Source organism: Nocardioides luteus (assembly GCF_014648595.1).
GTDB classification, from domain to species: Bacteria; Actinomycetota; Actinomycetes; order Propionibacteriales; family Nocardioidaceae; genus Nocardioides; species Nocardioides luteus.
Window position 1 is genome coordinate 45,394 of record NZ_BMRK01000015.1, and the last position, 22,555, is coordinate 67,948.

At 67.5% G+C, this 22,555-nt stretch carries 20 protein-coding genes; 14 read left to right on the forward strand and 6 right to left on the reverse strand.

From position 1 onward, the window contains the following. Window positions 1–1,003 precede the first annotated feature (1,003 nt). The 10 genes from IEY81_RS17725 to IEY81_RS17770 all read left to right on the forward strand — a co-directional run bounded on the left by IEY81_RS17725 (window position 1,004) and on the right by IEY81_RS17770 (window position 9,723). Window positions 1,004–3,553 (forward strand): phage/plasmid primase, P4 family, encoded by a 2,550-nt coding sequence (locus tag IEY81_RS17725; protein ID WP_189119818.1) that lies wholly within the window; start codon window positions 1,004–1,006, stop codon window positions 3,551–3,553. A 309-nt stretch (window positions 3,554–3,862) separates the two neighbouring features. Then, on the forward strand, window positions 3,863–4,003 hold the full coding sequence (locus IEY81_RS17730) for a hypothetical protein (protein WP_189119819.1): 141 nt from the start codon (window positions 3,863–3,865) through the stop codon (window positions 4,001–4,003). Beyond that, complete coding sequence (locus IEY81_RS17735) at window positions 4,003–4,182, forward strand: hypothetical protein (protein ID WP_189119820.1); 180 nt, start codon at window positions 4,003–4,005, stop codon at window positions 4,180–4,182. The genes IEY81_RS17730 and IEY81_RS17735 overlap by 1 nt, the downstream gene beginning before the upstream one ends. Before the next feature lie 73 nt (window positions 4,183–4,255). Beyond that, window positions 4,256–4,708, forward strand: coding sequence for a hypothetical protein (locus IEY81_RS17740; RefSeq protein ID WP_189119821.1), 453 nt, complete (start codon window positions 4,256–4,258; stop codon window positions 4,706–4,708). 12 nt (window positions 4,709–4,720) lie between these two features. After that, window positions 4,721–4,984: a hypothetical protein gene (locus IEY81_RS17745; protein ID WP_189119822.1), complete on the forward strand. Its 264-nt coding sequence runs from the start codon at window positions 4,721–4,723 to the stop codon at window positions 4,982–4,984. 188 nt (window positions 4,985–5,172) lie between these two features. Beyond that, window positions 5,173–5,484, forward strand: a complete 312-nt coding sequence (locus tag IEY81_RS17750) for a hypothetical protein (protein ID WP_189119823.1) — start codon at window positions 5,173–5,175, stop codon at window positions 5,482–5,484. A gap of 145 nt (window positions 5,485–5,629) precedes the next feature. Beyond that, complete coding sequence (locus IEY81_RS17755; RefSeq protein ID WP_189119824.1) at window positions 5,630–6,709, forward strand: hypothetical protein; 1,080 nt, start codon at window positions 5,630–5,632, stop codon at window positions 6,707–6,709. Between the two features lie 446 nt (window positions 6,710–7,155). Then, the gene (locus tag IEY81_RS17760) at window positions 7,156–7,716 is read left to right on the forward strand and encodes a hypothetical protein (RefSeq protein ID WP_189119825.1); all 561 of its coding nucleotides are present in this window, start codon (window positions 7,156–7,158) and stop codon (window positions 7,714–7,716) included. A gap of 226 nt (window positions 7,717–7,942) precedes the next feature. Further along, the gene (locus IEY81_RS17765) at window positions 7,943–8,671 is read left to right on the forward strand and encodes a hypothetical protein (protein ID WP_189119826.1); all 729 of its coding nucleotides are present in this window, start codon (window positions 7,943–7,945) and stop codon (window positions 8,669–8,671) included. Window positions 8,672–9,006: 335 nt separating this feature from the next. Next, a complete protein-coding gene (locus IEY81_RS17770) occupies window positions 9,007–9,723 on the forward strand; it encodes a hypothetical protein (protein ID WP_189119827.1) in 717 nt (238 codons plus the stop codon). A gap of 134 nt (window positions 9,724–9,857) precedes the next feature. Here IEY81_RS17770 and IEY81_RS17775 read toward each other — a convergent pair whose 3' ends face one another. Continuing rightward, a complete protein-coding gene (locus IEY81_RS17775; RefSeq protein ID WP_189119828.1) occupies window positions 9,858–11,315 on the reverse strand; it encodes a recombinase family protein in 1,458 nt (485 codons plus the stop codon). Between the two features lie 254 nt (window positions 11,316–11,569). Between IEY81_RS17775 and IEY81_RS17780 the strand changes: the two genes are divergently transcribed. The 3 genes from IEY81_RS17780 (at window position 11,570) to IEY81_RS17790 (ending at window position 16,307) form a co-directional block, all read left to right on the forward strand. After that, a complete protein-coding gene (locus IEY81_RS17780; protein WP_189119829.1) occupies window positions 11,570–12,880 on the forward strand; it encodes a DNA polymerase IV in 1,311 nt (436 codons plus the stop codon). Window positions 12,881–13,049: 169 nt separating this feature from the next. Beyond that, window positions 13,050–15,149 (forward strand): S9 family peptidase, encoded by a 2,100-nt coding sequence (locus IEY81_RS17785; protein WP_189119830.1) that lies wholly within the window; start codon window positions 13,050–13,052, stop codon window positions 15,147–15,149. A gap of 204 nt (window positions 15,150–15,353) precedes the next feature. Continuing rightward, a complete protein-coding gene (locus IEY81_RS17790; protein ID WP_189119831.1) occupies window positions 15,354–16,307 on the forward strand; it encodes a sigma-70 family RNA polymerase sigma factor in 954 nt (317 codons plus the stop codon). Between the two features lie 129 nt (window positions 16,308–16,436). On the opposite strand, the gene IEY81_RS17795 is transcribed toward IEY81_RS17790, so the two are convergent. The 4 genes from IEY81_RS17795 to IEY81_RS17810 form a co-directional block, all read right to left on the reverse strand. Continuing rightward, a complete protein-coding gene (locus IEY81_RS17795) occupies window positions 16,437–17,579 on the reverse strand; it encodes a DNA polymerase IV (protein WP_189119832.1) in 1,143 nt (380 codons plus the stop codon). An 88-nt stretch (window positions 17,580–17,667) separates the two neighbouring features. Beyond that, on the reverse strand, window positions 17,668–18,996 hold the full coding sequence (locus IEY81_RS17800) for a glycoside hydrolase family 3 N-terminal domain-containing protein (RefSeq protein WP_229787958.1): 1,329 nt from the start codon (window positions 18,994–18,996) through the stop codon (window positions 17,668–17,670). A gap of 51 nt (window positions 18,997–19,047) precedes the next feature. Next, window positions 19,048–19,629, reverse strand: a complete 582-nt coding sequence (coaE, locus tag IEY81_RS17805; protein ID WP_189119834.1) for a dephospho-CoA kinase — start codon at window positions 19,627–19,629, stop codon at window positions 19,048–19,050. An 86-nt stretch (window positions 19,630–19,715) separates the two neighbouring features. Further along, window positions 19,716–20,699, reverse strand: coding sequence for a helix-turn-helix domain-containing protein (locus IEY81_RS17810; protein ID WP_189119835.1), 984 nt, complete (start codon window positions 20,697–20,699; stop codon window positions 19,716–19,718). Window positions 20,700–20,788: 89 nt separating this feature from the next. On the opposite strand from IEY81_RS17810, the gene IEY81_RS17815 reads away from it, so the two are divergent. Continuing rightward, window positions 20,789–20,932 carry a hypothetical protein gene (locus tag IEY81_RS17815; protein ID WP_189119836.1) on the forward strand — a complete coding sequence of 48 codons (144 nt, stop codon included), beginning with the start codon at window positions 20,789–20,791 and terminating at the stop codon, window positions 20,930–20,932. A gap of 100 nt (window positions 20,933–21,032) precedes the next feature. Here the strand turns inward: IEY81_RS17815 and rpsA are convergent, their stop codons facing one another. Continuing rightward, window positions 21,033–22,514, reverse strand: coding sequence for a 30S ribosomal protein S1 (gene rpsA / locus IEY81_RS17820; protein ID WP_189119837.1), 1,482 nt, complete (start codon window positions 22,512–22,514; stop codon window positions 21,033–21,035). Window positions 22,515–22,555 lie beyond the last annotated feature (41 nt).

The following is a 22,555-nucleotide window of genomic DNA, read 5'->3' on the forward strand; positions in this document are numbered from 1 at the left end:
TCTCAAGACTTTGTTACTTGCTTGTGGCAGAGCTCGTTCTAGTCGACCTGGTCGCTCGACTCTCCAACTGGTCGACCCTGTCGGCGCCGTTCACCTGGTCGACCTGGTCGCTTGCGCCTGCCGTGTCCCACATACTTTCCTCGCCTTGCTCCTACCCCCGGGGGGTACCCCCTTTGACCGCCTGACCGGCCGGGACCGGTTGCAATAGCGCGGGAGATTGGAACTAACTCCCCTCCTCCTGTTTTTCAGCCTGCCCCATATACCCCCACGCACCCTCGGGGAGCGGGAACGCCCACCGTGAGGCAGGGTTTGTAGCACACTGTGTCAAGGCCGCGATGATGGCGGACGGACGGCCGACCAGTGCGCGGCGGCGGCGTATCGAAAGCTCTTCAGGGGGTACCCGTTTGGGGTACCCGTTTCATCCTGGCTCTTGAGAGGTAAAACCCCAGGTCACGACGAATGGTCCCCGAAGTACCCGTTTCTTTGCAAAGAGTAGTTCTAGGGAAATCGGTAGGTATAGCTCTACGTCTTTCTTCCCCTGGAGAGACTCTTGTGCACTTAACGGGTACCTTGAGTAAATCCTGTCCTGACCTGGGGAAAGTGCCCATATCGAAACGGGTACCTCAAACGGGTACCCCTCCTTTCCGGGCGGAAGGGGTTTCGATACCCGCCGCCGCCGCGCACTGGTCGGATCACCGGCAATTTCGCCGGGCACGCAACACGGAAGCCGCTCATCGGTACCATCTAGGTGGAGGCAAGTTCTTCACTCCCCGGGCCTGGTTGTCTGGCTCCCGGCCCGGGGGCTCGCCTCTTCAAAGCCAGAGCGAGCAGCAGTGTTGAAGACCTGACAGCGACCCGGGAGGCGTCGCCGAGGGTGGAGAGCCGAACCCGAAAGAGCAGCCCATGCTTGCCTCCTACCTCTGAGAAGAGGTCGCCGTAGCGATCGGACCTAGAGCCGAACCCCGAGCCAGACACTCGCGGGAGCAAGCCGCACGGCATCCCAATGACTGACATCGAACGCGATCCAGCCGGTAACGGCGGGCGGGGCGACTACGCCCGCTTCGCCATCGACATGGGCTGGCGCCCCATCGCCCTGCATGGTGTAAACGCTGATGGCTCCTGCACCTGCGGCGAGGCCAACTGCGCCCCCGGCAAGCACCCCGTCAACGGTGGGTGGCAGAAGGCCGAGCGGCTCACCAAGCAGGACACCTACAGCGTGTGGGACACCGAGAGCGCCCCTCGCAATGTCGGCATCGCCACCGGCGACGACTCCGGATTCTGGGTCCTCGACATCGACCCCAAGGACGGCGGTAACGAGTCCCTCGCGAACCTTGAGGCTCGCTATGCCGCCCTGCCGGAGACGTGGACCCACAGCACCGGTTCCGGCGGTCGACACTTCCTCTTCAAGCTCCCCGCCGACTTCGAGGTCACCAACTCCCGTGGTCGGCTCAAGGGCGATTACCCCGGCATCGACGTACGCGGCAACGGTGGTCAGATCGTCGCCCCCTCGTCGGTGACCAGCAAGGGCACGTACGCGACCATCAGTCAGGCGCCAATCGCCGACGCCCCCGACTGGCTTCTCGAGCTCATCCGGCCGCAGGCGTACGCCAAGGCGCTCCCCGTCGCTGGCGACACCGTCGAGTACGAGGCCATGAAGCCCGACGAGCAGGCCAGTGCTTCCCGGTGGCTCGACGCCGCCCTGCGTGGCGAGATTCAGCGGCTGCTCGACCTCAAGAACGCGGCCACCCCCGACGGGCGCAACTACCGGGGCGAGCCCTGGGACGAGACCATTCATTCGGTCTGCTGCAACCTGGTCGAGTTGGCCAACTCCTCGTGGCTCCCGTTCGGCGTCGAGGAGATCGAGACGATCCTGATCGAGCACGCCCCGACCGATGCCAACTGGACGGCCGCCAACAACGCGGCCAAGCTCCGGTCTGCTCAGGCCACCGTCGGCGACAAGTCACGCGACATGCCCGCCGACATGGTGGGCGGCTCCTGGATCGACCGCGCCATGGGTGCTCGCCGATGGGAGGCGGCTGACAGCAGCGGCTCCCGCCCCGACGACGGCGCCGCCATTGACACGTCCTGGCCCAAGGAGGGTTGGGACCAGGAGGGCAACGCCCGGCGTACGGTGCGGCTCACCGACGGTCGCCTGCTCTTCGCTGACGGCACCTGGTACGAGTGCCTGGAGAGCGGCCTCTGGTCGGCTCCCTCGAAGCGCGACGGCGACACGGCGGCCAAGTGGGCTGGTCGGGCGATGCGGGTCGCGGCCGAGCGAGAGTCTGGGCACTACGACGACACCCCGAAGCGAAACGACAAGGGAGAGGAGATCCCGAACTCCTCCCAGCGGGACAAGTTCAAGCAGGCGATGCGCCCCAAGGTCGAGATGCAGAACGCGGTCGCCGCTCTCATGCGCCAGGATCCTGAGACCTGGCGAGTCAACGCGAGCGTGTCGGAGTTCGACGCCGACCCGTACCTGTTCGCTTGCGCCAATGGCGTCATCGACCTGCGGACCGGCGCACGTCGGGAGCTCCGGCCCGAGGACATGATCGCGACTGCGTCGCCGATCGCGCACGATCCGGATATGGCGATCCCGACCTTCCGGCGCTTCCTGGAGACCTCGCACCCTGACCCCGAGGTGCGGGACTTCCTCCAGAAGGCTCTCGGCTACTCGCTGTTCAATCTGACCAGCGAGCGCCGCATGTTCATCCACCAGGGCGACACGACCGCGAACGGTAAGTCGGTGCTGTTCAACGCGCTGCTCGACATCCTCGGTGGGTACGCCTCACCCGCACCGGCGAAAGCTCTCATCAAGTCAACGCGCGGCTCTGGTCGGATCGGTCAGGACATCGTCGATCTCCAGGGTCCTCGGCTCCTTGTGCTCAACGAGACCAACGAGGGCGACACCCTCGACGGCGAGATCATCAAGGGCGTGACCTCCGGCGATCCGCGCACCGAGCGGGCTCACTACAAGGGCAACACTCGGATCCGCATCACCGGCAAGGTGCACCTGGTGACGAACCACCTTCCCCACCTGACACCGGACCGTGCAACCGAGGTTCGCGTGACGGTAATCCCGTGGACGCAGTCGTTCATCGACAACCCCGACCCGATGCTTGAGGAGAAGCTCAGGCGGGAGTACCCCGGAATCCTCGCCTGGCTGGTCGAGGGCGCGCGGCGCTGGTGGGAGGATTACAACTCGCCCGAGACGTCGACCGGCCTTGTCGAACCTGGTGTGTCGGTGGCGGCAAAGTCGATGTACTTCGCCGACGAGGACGACTCCGCCGAGTGGTTCGATGCGTACGTCATCGACGCCACCAACGAGGACCGGTCCACGTGGGCAACGACGACGGCGATCTACAGCCACTACATGCAGTGGCGTCGCTTATCCGACCGCTCCGGCATTCCCCTCTCGGACAAGGCTTTCGGAAAGCGAATGACCGCGCGCGGTTTCGATCGAGTACAGGCCAAGAGAGGCGGGGCGAAGGTCCATCTTCGGCCGGTCCTCCTCCGCCCCATTCAGGCCATCCCCGCCGGGGCAACGGGGATGTGACAACGCGCCCCGCCACTTCGATCGGTGGCGGGGCGCGTCGTTTAAACATACGAGGCTCGCCGGCTCGGGACCTATTATCGCCTCTCACACACATCCACCACCTTTCATCCTTTATCATTGACGTAGGCGCTAGGACGCCTAATATCCAAGCTCGCCAGGTCGAATGCGGACATTTCTTGTACCCCGCTAATCACTCGACCTGGAGGCATTCCCATCAACACTCTTTGGACCGGCGAACCGTTCGCCTCACTCCCCGATATCGTTCCGCTGGCCGACGTCGCCGCAGGGCTGAATCGCAGCCTTCAGACGGTGCGACGCTGGATCGCTGACGGCAGCCTTCAGGCTGTCTACATCACCCCGACCGGCAGCGAAATGGGCGTGGAACTCCCCGTCCTGATCGACTTCGCCCAGATCCGTCGCGTGCCCGCCAAGATCAACCGGGGGCAGTGATGGCCGTCAAGACCTTCACCGATCCCGACGCCCTCGCCGAGCACCTCGGCGAACGCCTCGCCAGCGAGGTTATCCACGGCAAGGTCGGCGGCATCGGCATGGCCGATCAGTTCCTTCACGACCTGGCTTCGATCAAGGCCTGCGAAGCGGGCGAGCCCGTCATCGTGTGGGACGCCTGATGATCGCCCTCACCTACCTGATCGCGGTCGCCAGCCTGGTGACCTACGCCCGGGTCTTCTTCGGATGGTCGCCGTGACGAGCGACTCAGCCGCCCTCGACATCCTCGCCGAGGCTCAGGCCGCCGGTCTTGTCCAGGTGGTCGAAGAGAACGCTGTGGAGCCCTCCTCGCCCCCGCCACCGATCGGCAGCAGCCCGGCCGCCACGGCGTATTGGTACGCCGTGCTGGAGGAGCAGGAACTGACCCTCTCTGAGATGGCCATCCTGGAGCAGATCGCCGAGACGCGAACGATGCTCGACCTGATCCAGAGTGCGTGGGTCAAGGACGGCCAGCCGACCACATCCAAGGGATCCATGGGGCAGGAAATCATCGAGCCCCGGATCCAGGAAATCCGCCAGATCCGCTCTCAGCTCGCCGCTCTCATCAAACAGTTGGGCGCGGCCACCGACACCGACGGCAACCCGCGCCGTCGCCCTGGTCGACCGAGCCGGACCGAGTCCGGCGGTCGCTGGGGAACCCGATCCTAACTAGGAGGAACCATGCCGCGTTTTAAGCGCAAGAGCACCACCGATCAGTACCCCCAGGCCCTCGACTTCCTCGCCCGCTTCGGTGGGGACGTCGAGAAGGCCGGACCCGCATGGGTCGCCGCCGTGAGGGAATGGGCGGCCGACAAGACTCAGGCCGAGATCCTCGGCTACCACCTTCGCGCGGGCGACATCGTCGCAAGCCGGGAGGATCTCGGCGAGCCTGACCTCGAACAGCGCGCCCGCGAGCAGTTCCGACGCTTCTGGATGGGTCGCTGATGGCGGGACCCACGGCCAGCATGGCTCTCCCCGGCGATGTGTTCGGCCGGTTGACGGTCCTTCGCGAGGGCGAGAGGGCCAAGGACCGGAAGAAGAGGCGTCAGGTGTGGGTCCAGTGCGATTGCGGTAGTCCCGAGAGGCTCGTCCGAGTGGCTGGCCTGGCCAACGGCACTCGCTCGTGCGGCTGCATGAAGACCGAGCGCGCCGCCCAGACGATGACCGCGATGCACGCCGAGAAGCGAGAGGCTGAGTCGGCGGCCACCCGGGATCCCTTCCGAGGCTCCGGCGGGAAGGTGGCGCCGGTCGTCGAGATCTACTTGGAAGACGACGTCCGAATGGTCGTCGTCGATTGCCCCTTCTGTCCGACCACGCATGCCCACTGCGTCCCGGTGGATGTGCTGCCGACGGCGCCGCTCATTCGGACCAGTCGCTGCGGAGGCAAGCGCGGCGGCCTCTATCAGATCGTGGGCGTGCCGGGCGTCGAGAGCGAAGCCGCCTAACACCCTGTCCCCCGGGCCGAATTTGCTCGGCCCGGGGGCAGAGAACCAGCACCACCAACAGCACCAACCAATAGCGAGAGGAGATCTCCCATGCGTGGGCCAGCAGGGCTCACATCCATAACCGAATCGTCCCCAAGGAGGACACGTGACCGCATATCTGAGTAACCCCGGTGATTCCACCGACGACCAAGGCCCCGACGTCATCAACTACGACGCCGAGGTCTCGAAGATGCTCGGCCAGTCCGACACTGGCAGTTCCAACCTTCCCGGCCAGCCGACCGAGTGGGTGAGCCCTCGGGAGAAGCAGCGCCGCCGCCAGGCAGCTCGAGCCCTGAACCTCCCGCGCCGCGCCTCGATCTCTGACCTCCAGAGCCGGATCACCCGCGCCGTACGCCTCGGCACCGTCCCCGAGGTCGAGGACGCCGAGCGGGCCGCGCGTGACGCCGTGCTGGCCGCCTTCGGCGCCTACGACAACGCCGGGGACGAGCCGGGGAAGGCTCGCGATGTCGCCGCCAAGGATGCGGTGACCCTCGCCATCTCCGACGCGACCCGCGCGGTCGGTGCTCTTGAGCGCGCGGTGATGGACAACAGCGAAGAGATCTTCGGCGCTGTCGGCCAGAACATCGAGAGTCGACGGGCCCAGGCGCTCGCCGACCTCAAGGCCGCCCTTGCCTCGTTCTCGGCCTTCCGCCAGTTGGTCGAGGTGGGTACGCAGGCGGGCATCGACATCGGCCAGTACGACCGGGGCTGGACGATGGGTGTCAAGAACACGACCGAGCTCAACGCCGCCATCGCTCCCATGCGTGCGGCTATCGAGGACCTCGAAAGCGATGACGACTCCCGCAATGGGCGAGTGGTCACCGCCACCTACCCCGATGGCCAGTTCCCGCCGAGCCTGCTCGCGAAGTGGAAGCGTGCGGCCGAGATCGCCGGTCCCGGCTCGTTCGCTGAGCAGGTCTACCAGCGTGCGCGCAACCCGCACCCGAACGACGGCGCGGCGGTCGACGCGGTCACCATGCGCGACTCTCGGATCCTGGCCAATGCCTCGCCGATCGCGACAACGGATCTGATGAAGGGCACCAAGTCGGCTCCCCCGGCTGGCTTCGTGGCGCCGGTCGATCGCAGCGAGCCGAAGCCCTCCCGCCAGAAGACGGCCTACGAGCGCCGCATGAAGGCCGACGGCAGCGGTTGGGAGACCGTCAAGGTCGACCCCTCGGAGGCCTGACCCAGAACGACAGAAGCCCCGGCCAGCCTAGGCGCTGGTCGGGGCCGATCTGTTCGAACGCGTGTTCTAGGATCACTTCATGAGAGCGACGATGAAGCGGCAGCGGAAGAGGACGCTTCCGACGCTCGTGTGGTGGCAGTGGGACCAGTCGATCGGCGGCCACATCCCGAGGCGCCCGCCACGCCCCGGGATCCTGCTTGAGTGGCGAGAGGTCGAGACTCCCGGGCGCCCGAAACGGTGGGATGGCCTGGTCCTGTGGGCAGAGAGCAAGGGCGGTCTACTGCGCTGGAGCATTCATCTCGACTGGGCGCGCTCACACGAGTTGAACCCTGTTCCTGAGCCCCAGTCATCAGAGCGCGACTTCTACGCTCGGTAATCGCCCATCTTGGGGACCTCAGCGCCGACGTACGCCATTCGCGAGGACGCGACTCCCTAGCGTTCCGGTCATGACAGATGTCTTGGGCTGGATCTCAACGGCCATCGGCTTTGCCCTCACTGTCGGCGGCCTTTGGTGGACCGCACGAGCGATGCAGATTGCGCACGATGACCCGGACGGCGTCCTGATGTGGTCGTGGGTAGGCAGCGCGTGGGACCAGGTCGTCAAGCTGATGCGGAGGAAGCGACCACCGGAGCCGATCACAGGCGCCGTCTTTGCCACGCTGCCGGGCGTCGGAATAGCCGATTCGATCTACGCAACCATGCGAACGCCTATCGAAGACAGTGACGACCTAGAGACGAAGGTGGCGAAACTGATTCGCAACTTCGGACACCTTGAGGACAGCCTCAAGCAACAGGCGACAAGGCACGACGAACGCATGACAGGGATTGAAGACAGGGTCACGACGCATCGCGAGCACGTCGCGGCTCTAGAGGAACGTTTGCAGGTCGCAGAACAGCAAGAGCAAGCGAAGTGGGCGGAGGCGCTGCCGATGGAAGCCCTTGGGCTGGCCGCTGCCGGGTTGGGCCAAGTCTTCACGCTTGGGGGAGCAATCCTGCTCGCGATCTAGGACCGGCTCTGCTCCCAAGCTCGGTAGTCGTCAGCGAACTTGAGCACGTCGTGAACCAACTGCTCATGCAGCCGATTCTCTGCGTCGGGCAGGTCGCCCGCTTCCCACTCGTTGGCGGCGAGGGTCTCTAGGACGGCCTTGGCCTCGGACCACTCGCGGGCACTCTGGACGACAACCTCTAGCCGAGTCTGTAGGTGTTCATTCACCGTTGAAGGCTAGCCCCGAAATGTTCGCTAAGGGCGAACACGCGTTCGAGCGTGTCGTCCGCGGATGCCCCTCGTTCGCGCACACCCTAGAGGGTATGAAAGGAAACGAAGTGCAGTGCCCCTGCTGCAAGCTCTTCTATCAGGGGATGCACGCGTCGGGGGGATCCTATCGCCCAGCGCTCACCACGTCCGGCTATTGCCGAGACTGCGTCAACCACCAGGGCGACAGCAAAGAGGTCAGGAAACTGCGGGCGCAGAACCACTTCAGGATGCTCCGGCTGATCTATCCAGCGATGCGCGCACACATTGCGGCTGCTCAACGGGAGGTAGCAGCCGCCGACAGGAGGACCGAAGACGCTCGCCGGGAGTTGGAGGTTCGCCCGACGCGCGTCCTAGTCCGCGTGGAGAACCTCGACAAGCTTGTCGTGGCCGTCGCCCACGAGGAGCGAGAGGAGGCGTACGAACGCCGCGACAAGGCGATGGGCGCACTGAGCGACCTCCGGCGGCTACACCACCAGGACCCCGACAACCGGCGCCGGTGTTCCTGCGGCGACCTGTTCCACAGGTGCGAGGTAGCGCAGATCGTCAAGTGGCAGTCGATCGTCTCCTGGGAAGAACACCAGGTCCGCCTGAGCGAGCAGGGCGAACGCCATTTCCTGGCGCGGGATCACCCTGCCCTTAGGGACAAGACGTGGTTCCTCACCCGCTACGAGCCAGACTTCGAAGAGCAGTACGAGGAGCCTGCCTAGTCCCGATTCAGCACGTGGCCGAAGTGGACGCCTAGCAATATCCCGCCATCGACACCGGCCGCCCTCTAGCGCCGTAAACTGGACCTCGGGATTCCCTCCGTTCCCCCGGCGGTTGTTAGACAGCGAATGCCCGACCTCGTCATTGAGGTCGGGCATTCGCTATTGGAATCAAACGACAAAGGCCCTCGACACGAATGTCGAAGGCCTAAGCCGAAAGGTTCAAACACCAAGCCAGCCAACCCCCTTGGCACCTGACGATTATCACACGATCGGCATATGGTCGGCGCCGATAAGGGAGAATTTGAGATAGCCAATCCCAACCCCTTGGAGGTCAAATGACTGTCGTACTTACGAGCCCTGTACAGGGCCTCAATGTCGGCGATAACTACACCGGCACGCTCGAAAGCTGGCTGGTCGTCAATGGATATGCGAAGGCCGCCGCGCCCGTCGCGTACGCCGACACGTTCGCCATCTCCCCCGCCCCGGTCGCTGCCGCTGTCGAAGGCTCGGCCGACGCCGTCAACATCGTCGCGGCCGGTGCCCTGGTGGTCGAGGTCGACGGCCACAACCGCTACACCATCGCTCTCGCTGCGGCTGACACCCCGGCCGCCGTCGTGACCAAGGTCAACGCGGCTATCGGTGCCGTAGCGACGGCCTCGCTGAATGCTGGCAACTTCCGTCTCGCGTCCGACTCGACCGGCTCGCTCTCCAGCGTCCGAATCATCTCCGGTACCGGCTCGGTCCTGGCGAACCTGTTCCTCACCGCTGGCCAGTTCGACCGTGGCGAGGATGGCAACGACAACGCGACCGATTACACCGGCGACGTCACCATCGATGGGCGCCTGACCCTCGATGCTGGTGGCCGGGCGGCCGGTGTCCTCCCCGTGAGCGACCCGACCGTGGCGGCCAACCGCGAGGACCCCAAGTGGCCCGCTACTGACGAAGTCTTCGATACCTCCACGCTGGCGAACGCTCCCGGCGGTTCGACCAACTCGAAGAGCAACCCGACCTACACGATCGACGGCAACGCCGACGGCGACACGATCGACTGACCGAACGACAAGAGCCCGGAGACCTTTGACAGTCTCCGGGCTCTTTCACGTCTACGACCGGCGGGATCAAAGGGTTGCCGCCCTCCCCCACCGGTCTGTGTCACCGAACAACGGGAACACGTTGCCGAGTCTACTCACTCGTCGTTCAGCGTCGGAGTCGGCATCTCGACCTCCCAAGCGACCTCGATCCGGGATGTGTCGATCTCTCCCTTGACGGTGACGCCGCCCCGGCTGGCGGGCTGGACAACGATCGGATAGGCGATGGCCTGATAGATGATGTGCCAGCGGTCCTCACGCGCCGCCCGCTCCCATTCCTGACCGAGCGTGTAGCCCTTGAGTGAGAGAGTCACAGAGACCTTCGAGGACTTGACGACCTGATCCCAGTGGACGACCTCAGCCTCTTTCGCTTGTAGGTCGGTCGCGAGGGCTACGACGTCACCCCCGCCACCCCTCGCCGCCATCGTGAGCGCATCCCTGGCCGTGTCCCTGGCGAGCGTGGCCGCTCGGAGCTCCTCCTGTCCTGGCCATGTCGGGATCATCTGCATAGCGGGCTGCTCCCCATGGACGGCCAGATACTCGGCGGCGATGAACGCGTCTGTCGGCTCAGCGGCGATGGTGACCCCGGGGCAGATGCCCTTTACGACCCCGGTGCAGTTGTACCGGGCGTGACCACGGGTATAGGTGATCGAGAGGGTCGACCCGCAGCGGCCACAGACGCCGTTCCCCCGCGATAGCAACCAGGTCGGCGGCCTCCCGGACCATGACGGCCGTTCGGGGCCCTCAGATCGCGTTTCTTGAGTCGAGTCCAGACGGGCCTGGAGAGCCAGCCATGTAGCCGGATCCAGGACATGATCCCGAATGCTGGTTGAGCGGAGCGTGTTCCGAAGCGAGCGTGGCGACCACGCGTTGCCCCTGTTGGTTGTGATCCCCTCTGCCGCCAACCACCGGAGGACCTGATTCATCGGCTGGTTGTCGATCAGGCGGCGTGCGATCTCTTCCACGATCGGGCCCGTGACAGGGTCGACCTCCAGGAACTTTCCGACGCCGCCCTCTGGCAACTCGCGCTTGACCACACGACATCCGAAGATGGCGCGCCCGCCGGGATGGCGGCCAGCCTCCCTCAGGCGTCGCTTGTTGTCCTTGTTTCGCTGGATGATGCGTCCGCGCTCGGCTCGTCCGACCTCACCACGAATGACGATCTGCCAGCGGAATGCCTCGGGATCCCTCTGCGAGTCGAGACCGTCAACCGAGATCATTCGTACGGGCTCGTGGACGACTCGGCCCGTGGCCGGATCCTTGCCCTCTAGGCGGTCCAAGATCGAGCCGAGGACGTTTACGCCTTCGCGGCTCAGCCGGTCGACACTGTGGACAACGGCAACCGAGACGTGATCCAGAGCAAGCTCCGCCAACCACGCCTGAAAGGCAGGCCGGTCGCGGTAGCCGCCGGACTTCTCATCGACATGTACGTTCAGGAGGTGGATTCCCTCGCTGGCTGCAAGGGCCTTGACCTCGTCGACCATCCCGGCGAGGCTCAGGTTGTCCTCCCCGGCCACGGCCGACAGCCGAACGTAGCCACTCCCCATCTCTGGCATGTGCAGATCCTCTCACCTGTTCGTAAACCCGGTAGTTCTCGGGCTGGAAGCCGAGGAGGACCGGAACCGCGGCCAGGACGTCCTCGGGGCGGGTGATGGAGAGCTTCGTAGTGGTCATGCGATCCACACTCGCCGCCACCCACCGACAGTTTCCTCGCCAATACCGCGGCCTGTGGACAACCGCGTCCCGAAGCATGCCTGTGGACCGCAACCGGCCCGTCCGAACTGTCCCCGCCGCCAGATAGGTTGCCACCATGAGAGCGCAGGCGTCGGTGATGCACCTCGACCTCGACGCGTTCTACGCCTCGGTCGAGCAGCGGGACAAGCCGTCGCTGCGCGGTAGGCCGGTGGTCGTGGGCGGGATCAGCGGTCGCGGTGTGGTCAGCACCGCCTCCTACGAGGCCAGAGTCTTCGGGGTCCGCTCGGCGATGTCGACCCGGGAGGCCCGGGCGCTGTGCGGGCACGCCGCCTTCCTCTATCCGCGCTTCCCCGCCTACAAGAAGGTCAGCGAGCAGGTCTTCGGCATCCTGCGCGACCTCTCCCCTCTCGTCGAGCCGCTCTCCCTCGACGAGGCCTTCGTGGACCTCGCGGCCGCCGACCTCCCCGACCTCGAGGTCGAGACGGTGACCGCCACCGCCGCCCGGATCCGCGCCGAGGTCGCCGAGGTCACCGGCGGGCTGACAGCGAGCGTCGGTCTGGCGAGCTCGAAGTTCATCGCCAAGATCGCCAGCGACCTGGACAAGCCCGACGGCCTGGTCGTGGTGGCCCCCGGCACCGAGCTCGACCTGCTCCGGCCGATGAACGTCAAGGTCATCCCGGGCGTCGGCCCGGCGACCACCGAACGGCTGCGCCGCGCCGGCATCCACACGGTGGCCGATCTGGAGCAGGTCAGCGTCGAGGAGCTCGTACGCCTCGTCGGCAAGTCCCACGGCACCAACCTCTACAAGCTGGCCAGGGCCCAGGACGACCGGCTCGTCGAGCCCGAGCGGGAGACCAAGTCGGTCAGCGTGGAGAGCACCTACGAGACCGACCTGACCGACCGGCCGCTGATGGAGCAGATCCTCACCCGGCAGGCCACCGAGGTCGCCGGGCGACTGAAGAAGAGCGGTCTGTCCGGGCGCACGATCACGATCAAGGTCCGCCTCTACGACTTCACCACGATCAACCGCTCGGCGACCCTGCCCGCCCCGACCGACCAGGCCGGAGCCATCGCCCGCCTGGCCAGGACGCTGCTGGGCGAGCTGTTCACCGCCGGGGAGACCGCCGGCGGCGTACGCCTCCTCGGGGTCGGCGTCTCGGGGCTCGCCGACTGGATCCAGGAGGATCTCTTCGGCGAGGACGCCGAGGAGGAGCCCGAGCCCGAGCTGACGCTCCCCGAGCCGGTGCGGCGGCCGACCTGGGCCGCAGGGATGGACGTCGTCCACGCGGAGATGGGCCGCGGCTGGGTCTGGGGCTCGGGACGCGGCGTCGTCACCGTCCGCTTCGAGACCGCCGAGACGCCGGCGGGGCCGGTGCGGTCCTACCCCGTCGACGACCCCGACCTGCAGCCCTACAGCGAGACCTGAGCGGCTCCTCGGCCGCTCCCGGGGCAGCCCACCGGCCCTTGTCGTCACGGCGATCGGGTGCAGTATCGCGGCCGGCGACCCGGCTGTGCGATAGAGCCACGCGATGACAAGAGTCTGCAACAGCTGCCGTCCGCTGGAGTTCGAGGCTCGCGAGGATAGGGTCTCGTCTATGCCTGCTGAGTTTCCGATCGCACCGAAGAAGCCCTCCTCCAAGCAGTTCCACGGCCTGACCCGGGCCGACGACTACGAGTGGCTCCGCGACAAGGAGAACCCCGAGGTCATCGCCTACATCGAGGCCGAGAACGCCTACACCAAGGCGCAGACCGAGCACCTCGCCGACCTGCGCACCCAGATCTTCGAGGAGATCAAGGCGCGCACCCTGGAGACCGACCTGAGCGTGCCGAGCCGGGCGCGCGGCTACTGGTACTACGGCCGCAGCTTCGAGGGGAAGCAGTACGGCGCGAGCTGCCGGGTGAAGGTCACCGACCCCGACGACTGGACCCCGCCCAACCCGGACGAGGTCACCGGTGAGGAGGTGCTCCTCGACCTGGACGCGCTCGCCGAGGGCCACGACTTCTTCAGCCTGGGCGGCTCGAGCGTCAGCCCGAGCACCACCCTGCTCGCCTACGCGACCGACGTGACCGGCGACGAGCGCTACACCGTACGCGTCAAGGACCTCGCCACCGGCGAGCTGCTCGACGACGTCCTCACCAACGTCCACGGCGGCGCGACCTGGGACCGCGAGTCCGAGTCGCTCTACTACACGACCGCCGACGAGTCCTGGCGCGCCGACAAGATCTGGTGCCACCGTCTCGGCACCACCCAGGAGGAGGACGAGCTCGTCTTCCACGAGACCGACGACCGGTTCTGGGTCGGCGTCGGCCGCACGCGCTCGGACCGGTTCATGTTCATCGGCACCGCCGCGAAGATCACCGCCGAGTACCGCTTCCTCGACCTCGACGACCCCGACGCCGGCTGGCAGGTCTTCGCGCCCCGCGAGGAGGGCGTCGAGTACGCCCTGGAGCACGCCACCATCGCCGGCGAGGACGTCTTCCTGGTCACCCACAACGCCTCCGGCCCCGACTTCGAGATCGCCACCGCGCCGATCGCGCCGACCCCGCGGGAGCAGTGGCAGCCGCTGCTCCCCCACACCCCCGGCGTACGCCTGGAGGACATCGACGCCTTCGCCGGCCACCTGGTCGTCCATCAGCGCAGCGAGGGCCTGACCCAGCTCCGCATCCTGGAGCTCGGCGAGAACGGCGTCGCCGACGACTACCTGGTGAAGTTCGACGACGAGCTCTACACCATCGGCTCCGGCTCCAACCCGGCCTTCGAGACCCCGGTCGTGCGGCTCGGCTACACCACGATGCGCACCCCGGCCTCCGTCTACGACTACGACGTACGCAGCCGCGAGCTCACCCTCCTCAAGCAGGCCCCGGTGCTCGGTGGCTACGACCGCGACGACTACGAGGAGCACCGGCTGTGGGCGACAGCCCCGGACGGCGTACAGGTGCCGATCTCGGTCGTGGCGAAGAAGGGCCTCCACGAGCAGGGTCCGATGCCGGTGCTGCTCTACGCCTACGGGTCCTACGAGGCGAGCATGGACCCCTACTTCTCCATCCCGCGCCTCAGCCTGCTCGACCGCGGGATCGGCTTCGCGATCGCCCACGTCCGCGGCGGTGGCGAGATGGGCCGGGCCTGGTACGACGACGGCAAGATGCTGAGGAAGCAGAACACCTTCTCCGACTACATCGCCTGCGCCCGCCACCTCGCCGAGACCGGCTGGTCGACCCCGAGCACGATCATCGCCGAGGGTGGCAGCGCCGGCGGCCTGCTGATGGGCGCGGTCGCCAACCAGGCGCCCGACGCCGTGGGGGCGGTCGTCGCCGCGGTGCCGTTCGTGGACGCGCTGACCACGATGCTCGACGCGACGCTCCCGCTGACCGTCACCGAGTACGACGAGTGGGGCAACCCCGAGGCCGACCGGGAGACCTACGACTACATGTCCTCCTACGACCCCTACACCAACGTCACCGCGCAGCACTACCCGCCGATCCTCGCCGAGACCAGCATCAACGACACCCGCGTGCTCTACGTCGAGCCCGCGAAATGGGTCGCCAAGCTGCGGGCGACGGCGGAGAATCCTGGTGACGTACTCCTGAAGACGGAGATGGCAGCCGGTCATGGAGGGGTCTCGGGCCGCTACAAGGCGTGGGAGGACCGGGCGTTCAGCCTTGCCTGGATGATCGACCAGGTGACCTCCGCGTAAGGCATAGCGGCGCGCCTCTCGGGGTACTCCATGAGAAGACCCTGAGATTCACCTCTCGATGCAACTTATCGCCTGCCGCGTACGTCGAACCGGACAAGAGATCGAAATCGGATCGATGACAAGGCGCTCTACCGGGGAACACCCGGGACGAGCGAAGCGTTGAAAGCATCGTGAGGCCACCAACCTCACCGTGAGGAGGTTCCCATGGCGACACGCACCGCAACCGCCACCGCCACCCGAGAGATCGAGGGCCGTGACAGTGTTGGGCTGTATCTCGACGAGATCGCCCGCAACGAGCTCTTGGATGCTGCCAAAGAGGTTGAGCTGTCCAAGGCCATCGAGGCCGGCCTGATGGCCGAGCACCTCCTGGCCGAAGGCCGCGTAGGCCGCAAGAAGGCGCCCGGCGGAGCCACCAGAGCCGAGCTCGAATGGCTCGCCGAAGAGGGCCGCCGAGCCACCCGCGAGTTCATCAATGCCAACCTGCGTCTGGTGGTGTCGATCGCGCGCAAGTACGGTCGCGCCCAGATGCCGATGCTCGATCTGATCCAGGAAGGCAACACCGGCCTGATCAGGGCTGTCGAGAAGTTCGACTACACCAAGGGCTACAAGTTCTCGACGTACGCGACGTGGTGGGTGCGCCAGGCGATCACCCGTGGCATCGCCCAGCAGGCGCGCGTGGTGCGCCTTCCGGTGCACGTCGTCGAGGAGCTCAACCAGGTCGGCGGCGCCCGCCGCACCCTGGAGCGGCAGCTCGGTCGGGACCCGGAGCCGGAGGAGATCGCCACCGAGCTCGGTATGGACATCGATCGTGTGCTCGACCTGCTCTCCTGGGGCCGTGACCACGTCTCGCTCGACACCCCGATCGACGAGGACGGCGACACGTCCCTCGGCGACCTGATGGCCCAGGAGTCCGCTCCCAGCCCCGACACCGACATCATCGATGTCGAGTCCCGTGAGCGGCTCAACTCTCTGGTCGGTCAGCTCGACGAGCGCTCCGCCGACATCGTCCGCTCCCGCTACGGCCTCACCGACGGCCGTCAGCACAAGCTGGCCGACATCGGCGTCAAGCACGGCATCTCCGCCGAGCGAGTGCGCCAGCTCGAGCGCGAGGCCCTGCAGAAGCTGCGCCGGTTCGCTGACCCGGACCTGGCGGCGTAGCCGACAGATCGGGGTCGCCTCACGGAGCGCGATCCCGACGGCGCGGGCCGGTCAAGGCCGGCCGCCTGATCTGCTCAGATGACCCGGCGCCCCCGACTCGGGGGCGCCGGGTCTTTCTGTCTCACGCCGTCAGTAGCCGCCCGGAGGCGGCGCCATCTCGAGCCGCACCCCGATCAGCCGGATCGGCCGGTCCTTCTCGATCCGCTCCAGGAGCGCCTCGGCCTCGTCGGCGAGGCGGTCGGCGTCGAGAGTCGGCTCGGGGAGCTTGTGGCCGCGGGTGACGGTGAAGAACGGCTTGAGCCGCACCTTGATCTCGACCCTGGTCACCGGCCGTCCCTCCTTCGCCACGTCCTCGTAGCACTCCGCGCACAGCCGGCGGGTCGCGGCGACGATGTCGGGCCACTCGACGAGGTCCTGCTGGAAGGTCTCCTCGTGGCCGTGGCCGCGGGCGACCCAGGGTGAGGGGTCGACCGCGCTGGCGCCCGCACCGCGCCCGAGCCGGCGCAGCCAGGGACCCGTCGTGGGACCGATCTCGGCGGCGAGCCAGGCCGTGTCGGCCGCGGCCAGGTCGGCGACCGTCTCGATGCCGAGCGCGGCGAGCCGCTTGGCGGTCTTCGCGCCGATCCCCCACAGCGCGTCGGTCGGGCGGTGGGCCATCTCCGCATGCCAGGTCTCGTGGCTGATCCGGTAGACGCCGGTCCCCCGCAGCTGCCCGTCCGGGCCGGGCTCGTGGCCGCCCGCCCCCGCCTCGCGCGCGACCGCACCCTCCACCCGCTGCTTGGCGAACCCGGTGGCGAGCTTGGCCTGCAGCTTGTTGTCACCGACGCCGACCCCGCTGCGCAGCCGGGTGCGTTCGAGCACCAGGTCGCGTACGTCTTGGGCGAAGGCTGCCGGGTCGCCGAGGTCGCCGTGGCCGGGCCCCGGTCCGAGGAAGGCCTCGTCCCAGCCGAGGACCTCGACCAGGACCGGTACGCCGCCCCACTGCAGCGAGCGCAACGTGTCCATGACCTCCGCGGAGGCGGCGTCGTAGGCGGTGTGGTCGACCGGCAGGAAGATCGCGTCTGGACACTTCCGGGCGGCCAGCCGCAGCGCCATCCCGGATCCCACCCCGTAGGCGCGTGCCTCGTAGGAGGCGGTCGAGACCACCGCTCGCTCGGTCGGGTCGCCGCGCCCGCCGACGATCACCGGCTTCCCGGCGAGCTCGGGCCGGCGCAGCACCTCGACCGCCGCGATGAACTGGTCGAGGTCGACGTGAAGCACCACATCGCTCATGGCCCGATGGTGCCACGAACCCGCTCAGTGACGCCTCGGCGTCGAAAATCGACGTCTCGGCGTCGATTTCTGACGTTTCGGCGGTGGGTCAGTGGGAGGCGGCCTTGGAGAGGGCTTCGGAGGCCTTCTCCGCCTGGTCTCGTACGTCGTCGGGGACCGGGACCTGCTCGGCGATGCGCTGCTGCCACAGCTGCATGGCGACGACCTTGGCGGCAGCGTCCTCGACGCGCTCGCGGTCGAGGCGGCCGGAGCGGAGCGCCTTGACGACGCTGCGGTGGGCGGCGCGGGGCTTGGCCGGCATCAGCAGCAGGTCGGCGCCGGCGCGCAGGGCGGCGACGGAGGGCTTCTTGGTCGTGGTGGTCACCGCGCCCATGCCCAGTGAGTCGGTGACGGCGAGGCCGTCGAAGCCGAGATCGTCGCGGAGCAGGTCGTAGATGCGGCCGGCCATGCTGGCGGGCTTGCCAGGCGCGATCGCCTTGACGTCGACGTGACTGACCATGACGGCCGGGGCTCCGGCGTCGACGGCGGCGTCGAAGGGCACCAGGTCGCGCCGCTTGAGCTTCTTGCGGCCGAAGTCGAGCTCCTGGAGCCCGACGTGGGTGTCGCCGGTGACGGCGCCGTGGCCCGGGAAGTGCTTGGTGGTGGAGACCAGACCCGCCTCGTTGTATCCCTGTACGGCCGCGGCGACGGCCGTCGCCGCGGTGCGCGGGTGCTCGCTGGGCGAGCGCGACCCGATCGTCGGGTCGGAGGCGCCCACGGTCACGTCGGCGACCGGGGCGAAGGCCCAGGTGAAGCCGAGGTCGCGGAGCTCGAGCGCGGTGGTGCGCGCCGCCTCGGTGGTGACGCGGACGCCCTTGCGCGGTTTCGCCTCGATCGCCTCACCCGTGGCCGCGAACTCCGGGAACTCGGTGGCCACGCCGCGCAGGTGGGAGACGACGCCGCCCTCCTGGTCGACGCCGATGACCGCGGGGAAGGTGCGCCCGTCGGCGGCGACCGCCTCGCTGACCGCCTCGGTCGTCTCGCGCACCTGCTCCTCGTCGACGACGTTCTCACCGGTCACGCTGACGCCGGCGAGGTGGAGCTTGCGCACCATCTTCGCCGCCTTGGCCGGGTCGGTGCCGTGGTAGCGGCCGACGATCACCTGACCGGCCAGCTGCTCCTCGTCCCAGCCCGCCACCATCTCGCGGGCGGTGGCCAGCTCACCGCGCGTCGGACCCCAGGTCAGCGGCGTCGTGTCCTGCTTCGGGTCTGGCTTCTCGGAGGGTGCCGAGGTGACCCCCGGCTCGACCTCCGTCGGCACGCCGACGGTCACCGCAGCAGCGCCGGCACCGGCTGCCAGAGCCAGTACCGCACCTGCGATCACCGGTCGGACCCAGCGCCTCGCGCGGCGCGGCTTCTCATACGAATCGGTGTGCATGCCCCCAGTCACCCGGCCGAGTATGGCAGCAACCGGTGCCTACTGCCGCGTTCAGGCGAGTGCGTCGTAGATCTCCTGCACCCGCTCGCGCAGATCCTCGAGCGTGCCGGTGTTGTCGATGACGTACGTCGCGGCAGCGAGCCGGTCCTCACGACTGGCCTGCGTCTTGATCCGAGCGCGCACCTCGGACTCGGACATCCCCCGCGCGATCGCCCGCTCCACCTGCGTCTCGACCGGCACGTCGACGACGATCACCTCGTCGAAGAACGGCGCGTAGCCGACCTCGACCAGCAGCGGGATGTCGTTGATCACCAGCCTGCCCGCGACCCGGGCGGCCTCCTCGAGCTCCGCGGAGCGCGCGCCGACCAGCGGGTGCACGATCGCGTTGAGGCGCTCCCGGGCGCTCTCGTCGGCGAAGACGATCTCCCCCACCTTGGCTCGGTCGAGCTCGCCGACCTCGGTCAGCACCGTCGGCCCGAACTCCTCCACGACCTGTGCCAGCCCCGGCGTACCGGGCTCGACGACCTCGCGAGCGATCTTGTCCGAGTCGACGATGACGGCTCCCAGAGCCGCCAGCAGCTCCGAGACCGTGCTCTTCCCCGAGGCGATCCCGCCGGTGAGTCCTACGCGCATGGCCCCAACCTAGTGGTGCGCTCCGCGGCCCTCGACACCACCTCGCCAGGCAGCACCTAGGCAGGCAGCACTTAGGCAGGCAGCATCTAGGCAGGCAGCGCCGAGTCGGCCGCGTCGCCGGGCTCGCCACAGGCGAAGCGGCGGCGGTAGGCCTGCGGGGAGAGGCCCCGCACCCGGGTGAAGTGGTGGCGCAGCGCGGCGGCGTTGCCGAAGCCGACCTCCCCCGCGATCCACTCCACCGGCCGCTCGGTGCGCTCCAGGAGCTCCTCGGCCCGGTGCACGCGCTGGGCGGTGATCCAGGCATACGGCGTGGCCCCGGTCTCCGCACGGAACCTGCGGGCGAAGGTACGCGGCGACATCAGCACCCGGCGGGCCAGCGAGTCCACGTCGAGCTCCTCGTGGAGATGGGCCGTGATCCAGGCGAGCAGCGGGCCGAGCGTCTCCGCTTCGGGCTCCGGGACGGGGCGGGAGATGAACTGTGCCTGTCCCCCGTCGCGCTGGGGCGGGACGACCATCCGGCGGGCGACCGCAGAGGCGACGGCGGCGCCGTGCTCCTGACGCCAGATGTGCAGGCAGGCGTCCAGGCCCGCGGCGGTGCCGGCGCTGGTGATGACCTGGCCGGAGTCGACGTAGAGCACCTCGGGCACGACCTTGGCCTGGGGGAAGCGCTCGGCCAGCTCGTCGGTGTACTTCCAGTGGGTCGTGCACTCGCGACCGTCGAGCAGCCCGGCCTCGCCGAGCGCGAACGCGCCGCTGCAGACGGTGAGGATCCGGGCACCACGCTCGTGGGCGCGCAGCAGGGCCTCGACGACTCCGGGTGGCACGGGGTCGCCACGGCGCATCGCCGGCACGCAGACGAGGTCGGCCTCCTCGACCCGCTCGAGGCCGTGGAGGACCTCGATCCCGAAGCCGAGGTTGGTGCGCACCATCCCGGTCTGCGGCCCGCAGACGCCGAAGTCGAGCAGCGGGACGCCGTCCTCGCGGCGGTCGAGGCCGAACGCCTCGCAGACGACGCCGAACTCGAAGGGCGCGACCCCGTCCCAGATCACCGCGGCGACGTTTCTAAGCACCTCAGAAGAGTGCCACTTGGCAGGAAATCGCGCAACTTAGGCATTTCTGCCAATGTGGCAGGAATGCCTAGGAGAGGAGAATTACTGCCATGACCACAGCAATCGTCCTCATCGTCTTCCTCGTCCTCGCAGGCGTCACCACCGCCGCCGCCGTCCACGGCGACCGCCCCAAGGCCGCACCCCGGTCCCACAACGTCGATCCCGACTTCTTGCCCGCGGTGCGGTGGCACTAGGCCACCGCGATCCACCCCGTGAAATGCCGAATGCCCGGCCCCCTCGCAGGGGCCGGGCATTCGTGCGTGTCAGAGCTTCAGCTCTGGCGCGTCAGCGTGATCACTGACCGCCGGTGAGCTTCTCGCGCAGCTTCTGGAGCGCCTCGTCGGAGGCGAGCGAGCCGCCCTCGTCCTCGGAGACGGTCTCGTCGACCGAGCCACCCGAGGAGTAGGAGGTGGCCTCGCCGGCCTCGGCAGCCTTCTCGGCGGCCTCCTGCTGCTGCTTGATGTGGGCCTCCCAGCGAGCGTGGGCCTGAGCGTACTGCTCCTCCCACTTCGCGCGCTGCTCGTCGTAGCCCTCGAGCCACTCGCCCGTCTCCGGGTCGAAGCCCTCGGGGTAGATGTAGTTGCCCTGGTCGTCGTAGGTCGCCGGCATGCCGTAGAGGGTCGGGTCGAACTCCTCGACGTCGGTCGAGGTGACCGTCTCGTTGGCCTGCTTGAGCGAGAGCGAGATGCGGCGACGCTCGAGGTCGATGTCGATGATCTTGACCATGACGTCGTCGTTGACCTGGACGACCTGCTCGGGGATCTCCACGTGGCGCTCGGCCAGCTCGGAGATGTGCACCAGGCCCTCGATGCCCTCCTCGACGCGGACGAACGAACCGAACGGCACCAGCTTGGTGACCTTGCCCGGGACGATCTGACCGATCTGGTGGGTGCGGGCGAAGTGCTGCCACGGGTCCTCCTGGGTCGCCTTCAGCGACAGGGAGACACGCTCGCGGTCCATGTCCACGTCGAGAACCTCGACGGTGACCTCGTCACCGACGGTGACGACCTCGGACGGGTGGTCGATGTGCTTCCAGGAGAGCTCGGAGACGTGGACGAGACCGTCGACGCCGCCGAGGTCCACGAACGCACCGAAGTTGACGATCGAGGAGACGACACCCTTGCGGATCTGACCCTTCTGGAGCTGGGTCAAGAAGCCGTGGCGAACCTCGGACTGGGTCTGCTCGAGCCAGGCACGGCGCGAGAGGACCACGTTGTTGCGGTTCTTGTCGAGCTCGATGATCTTGGCCTCGAGGGTCTGACCCACGTAGGGCTGCAGGTCGCGGACGCGACGCATCTCGACCAGGGAGGCGGGGAGGAAGCCACGCAGGCCGATGTCCAGGATGAGACCACCCTTGACGACCTCGATGACCGCGCCCTCGACGACGCCGTCCTCCTCCTTGACCTGCTCGATCGTGCCCCAGGCACGCTCGTACTGAGCGCGCTTCTTGGACAGGATCAGGCGGCCTTCCTTGTCCTCCTTCTGGAGCACCAGGGCCTCGACCTTGTCGCCGACCTCGACGACCTCGGACGGGTCGACGTCGTGCTTGATCGAGAGCTCGCGCGAGGGGATGACACCTTCGGTCTTGTAACCGATGTCGAGCAGGACCTCGTCCCGGTCGACCTTGACGATGACACCGTCCACGATGTCGCCGTCGTTGAAGTACTTGATGGTCTCGTCGATCGCGGCGAGGAAGTCCTCTTCCGACCCGATGTCGTTGATCGCGACCTGAGGCGCGTCGTAGTCGGGAAGAGGAATGTTGAGCGTGCTCGTCATAAGGGAGGTGGTTTCCTTGGGTGGACAGATGTCGTCGGGTC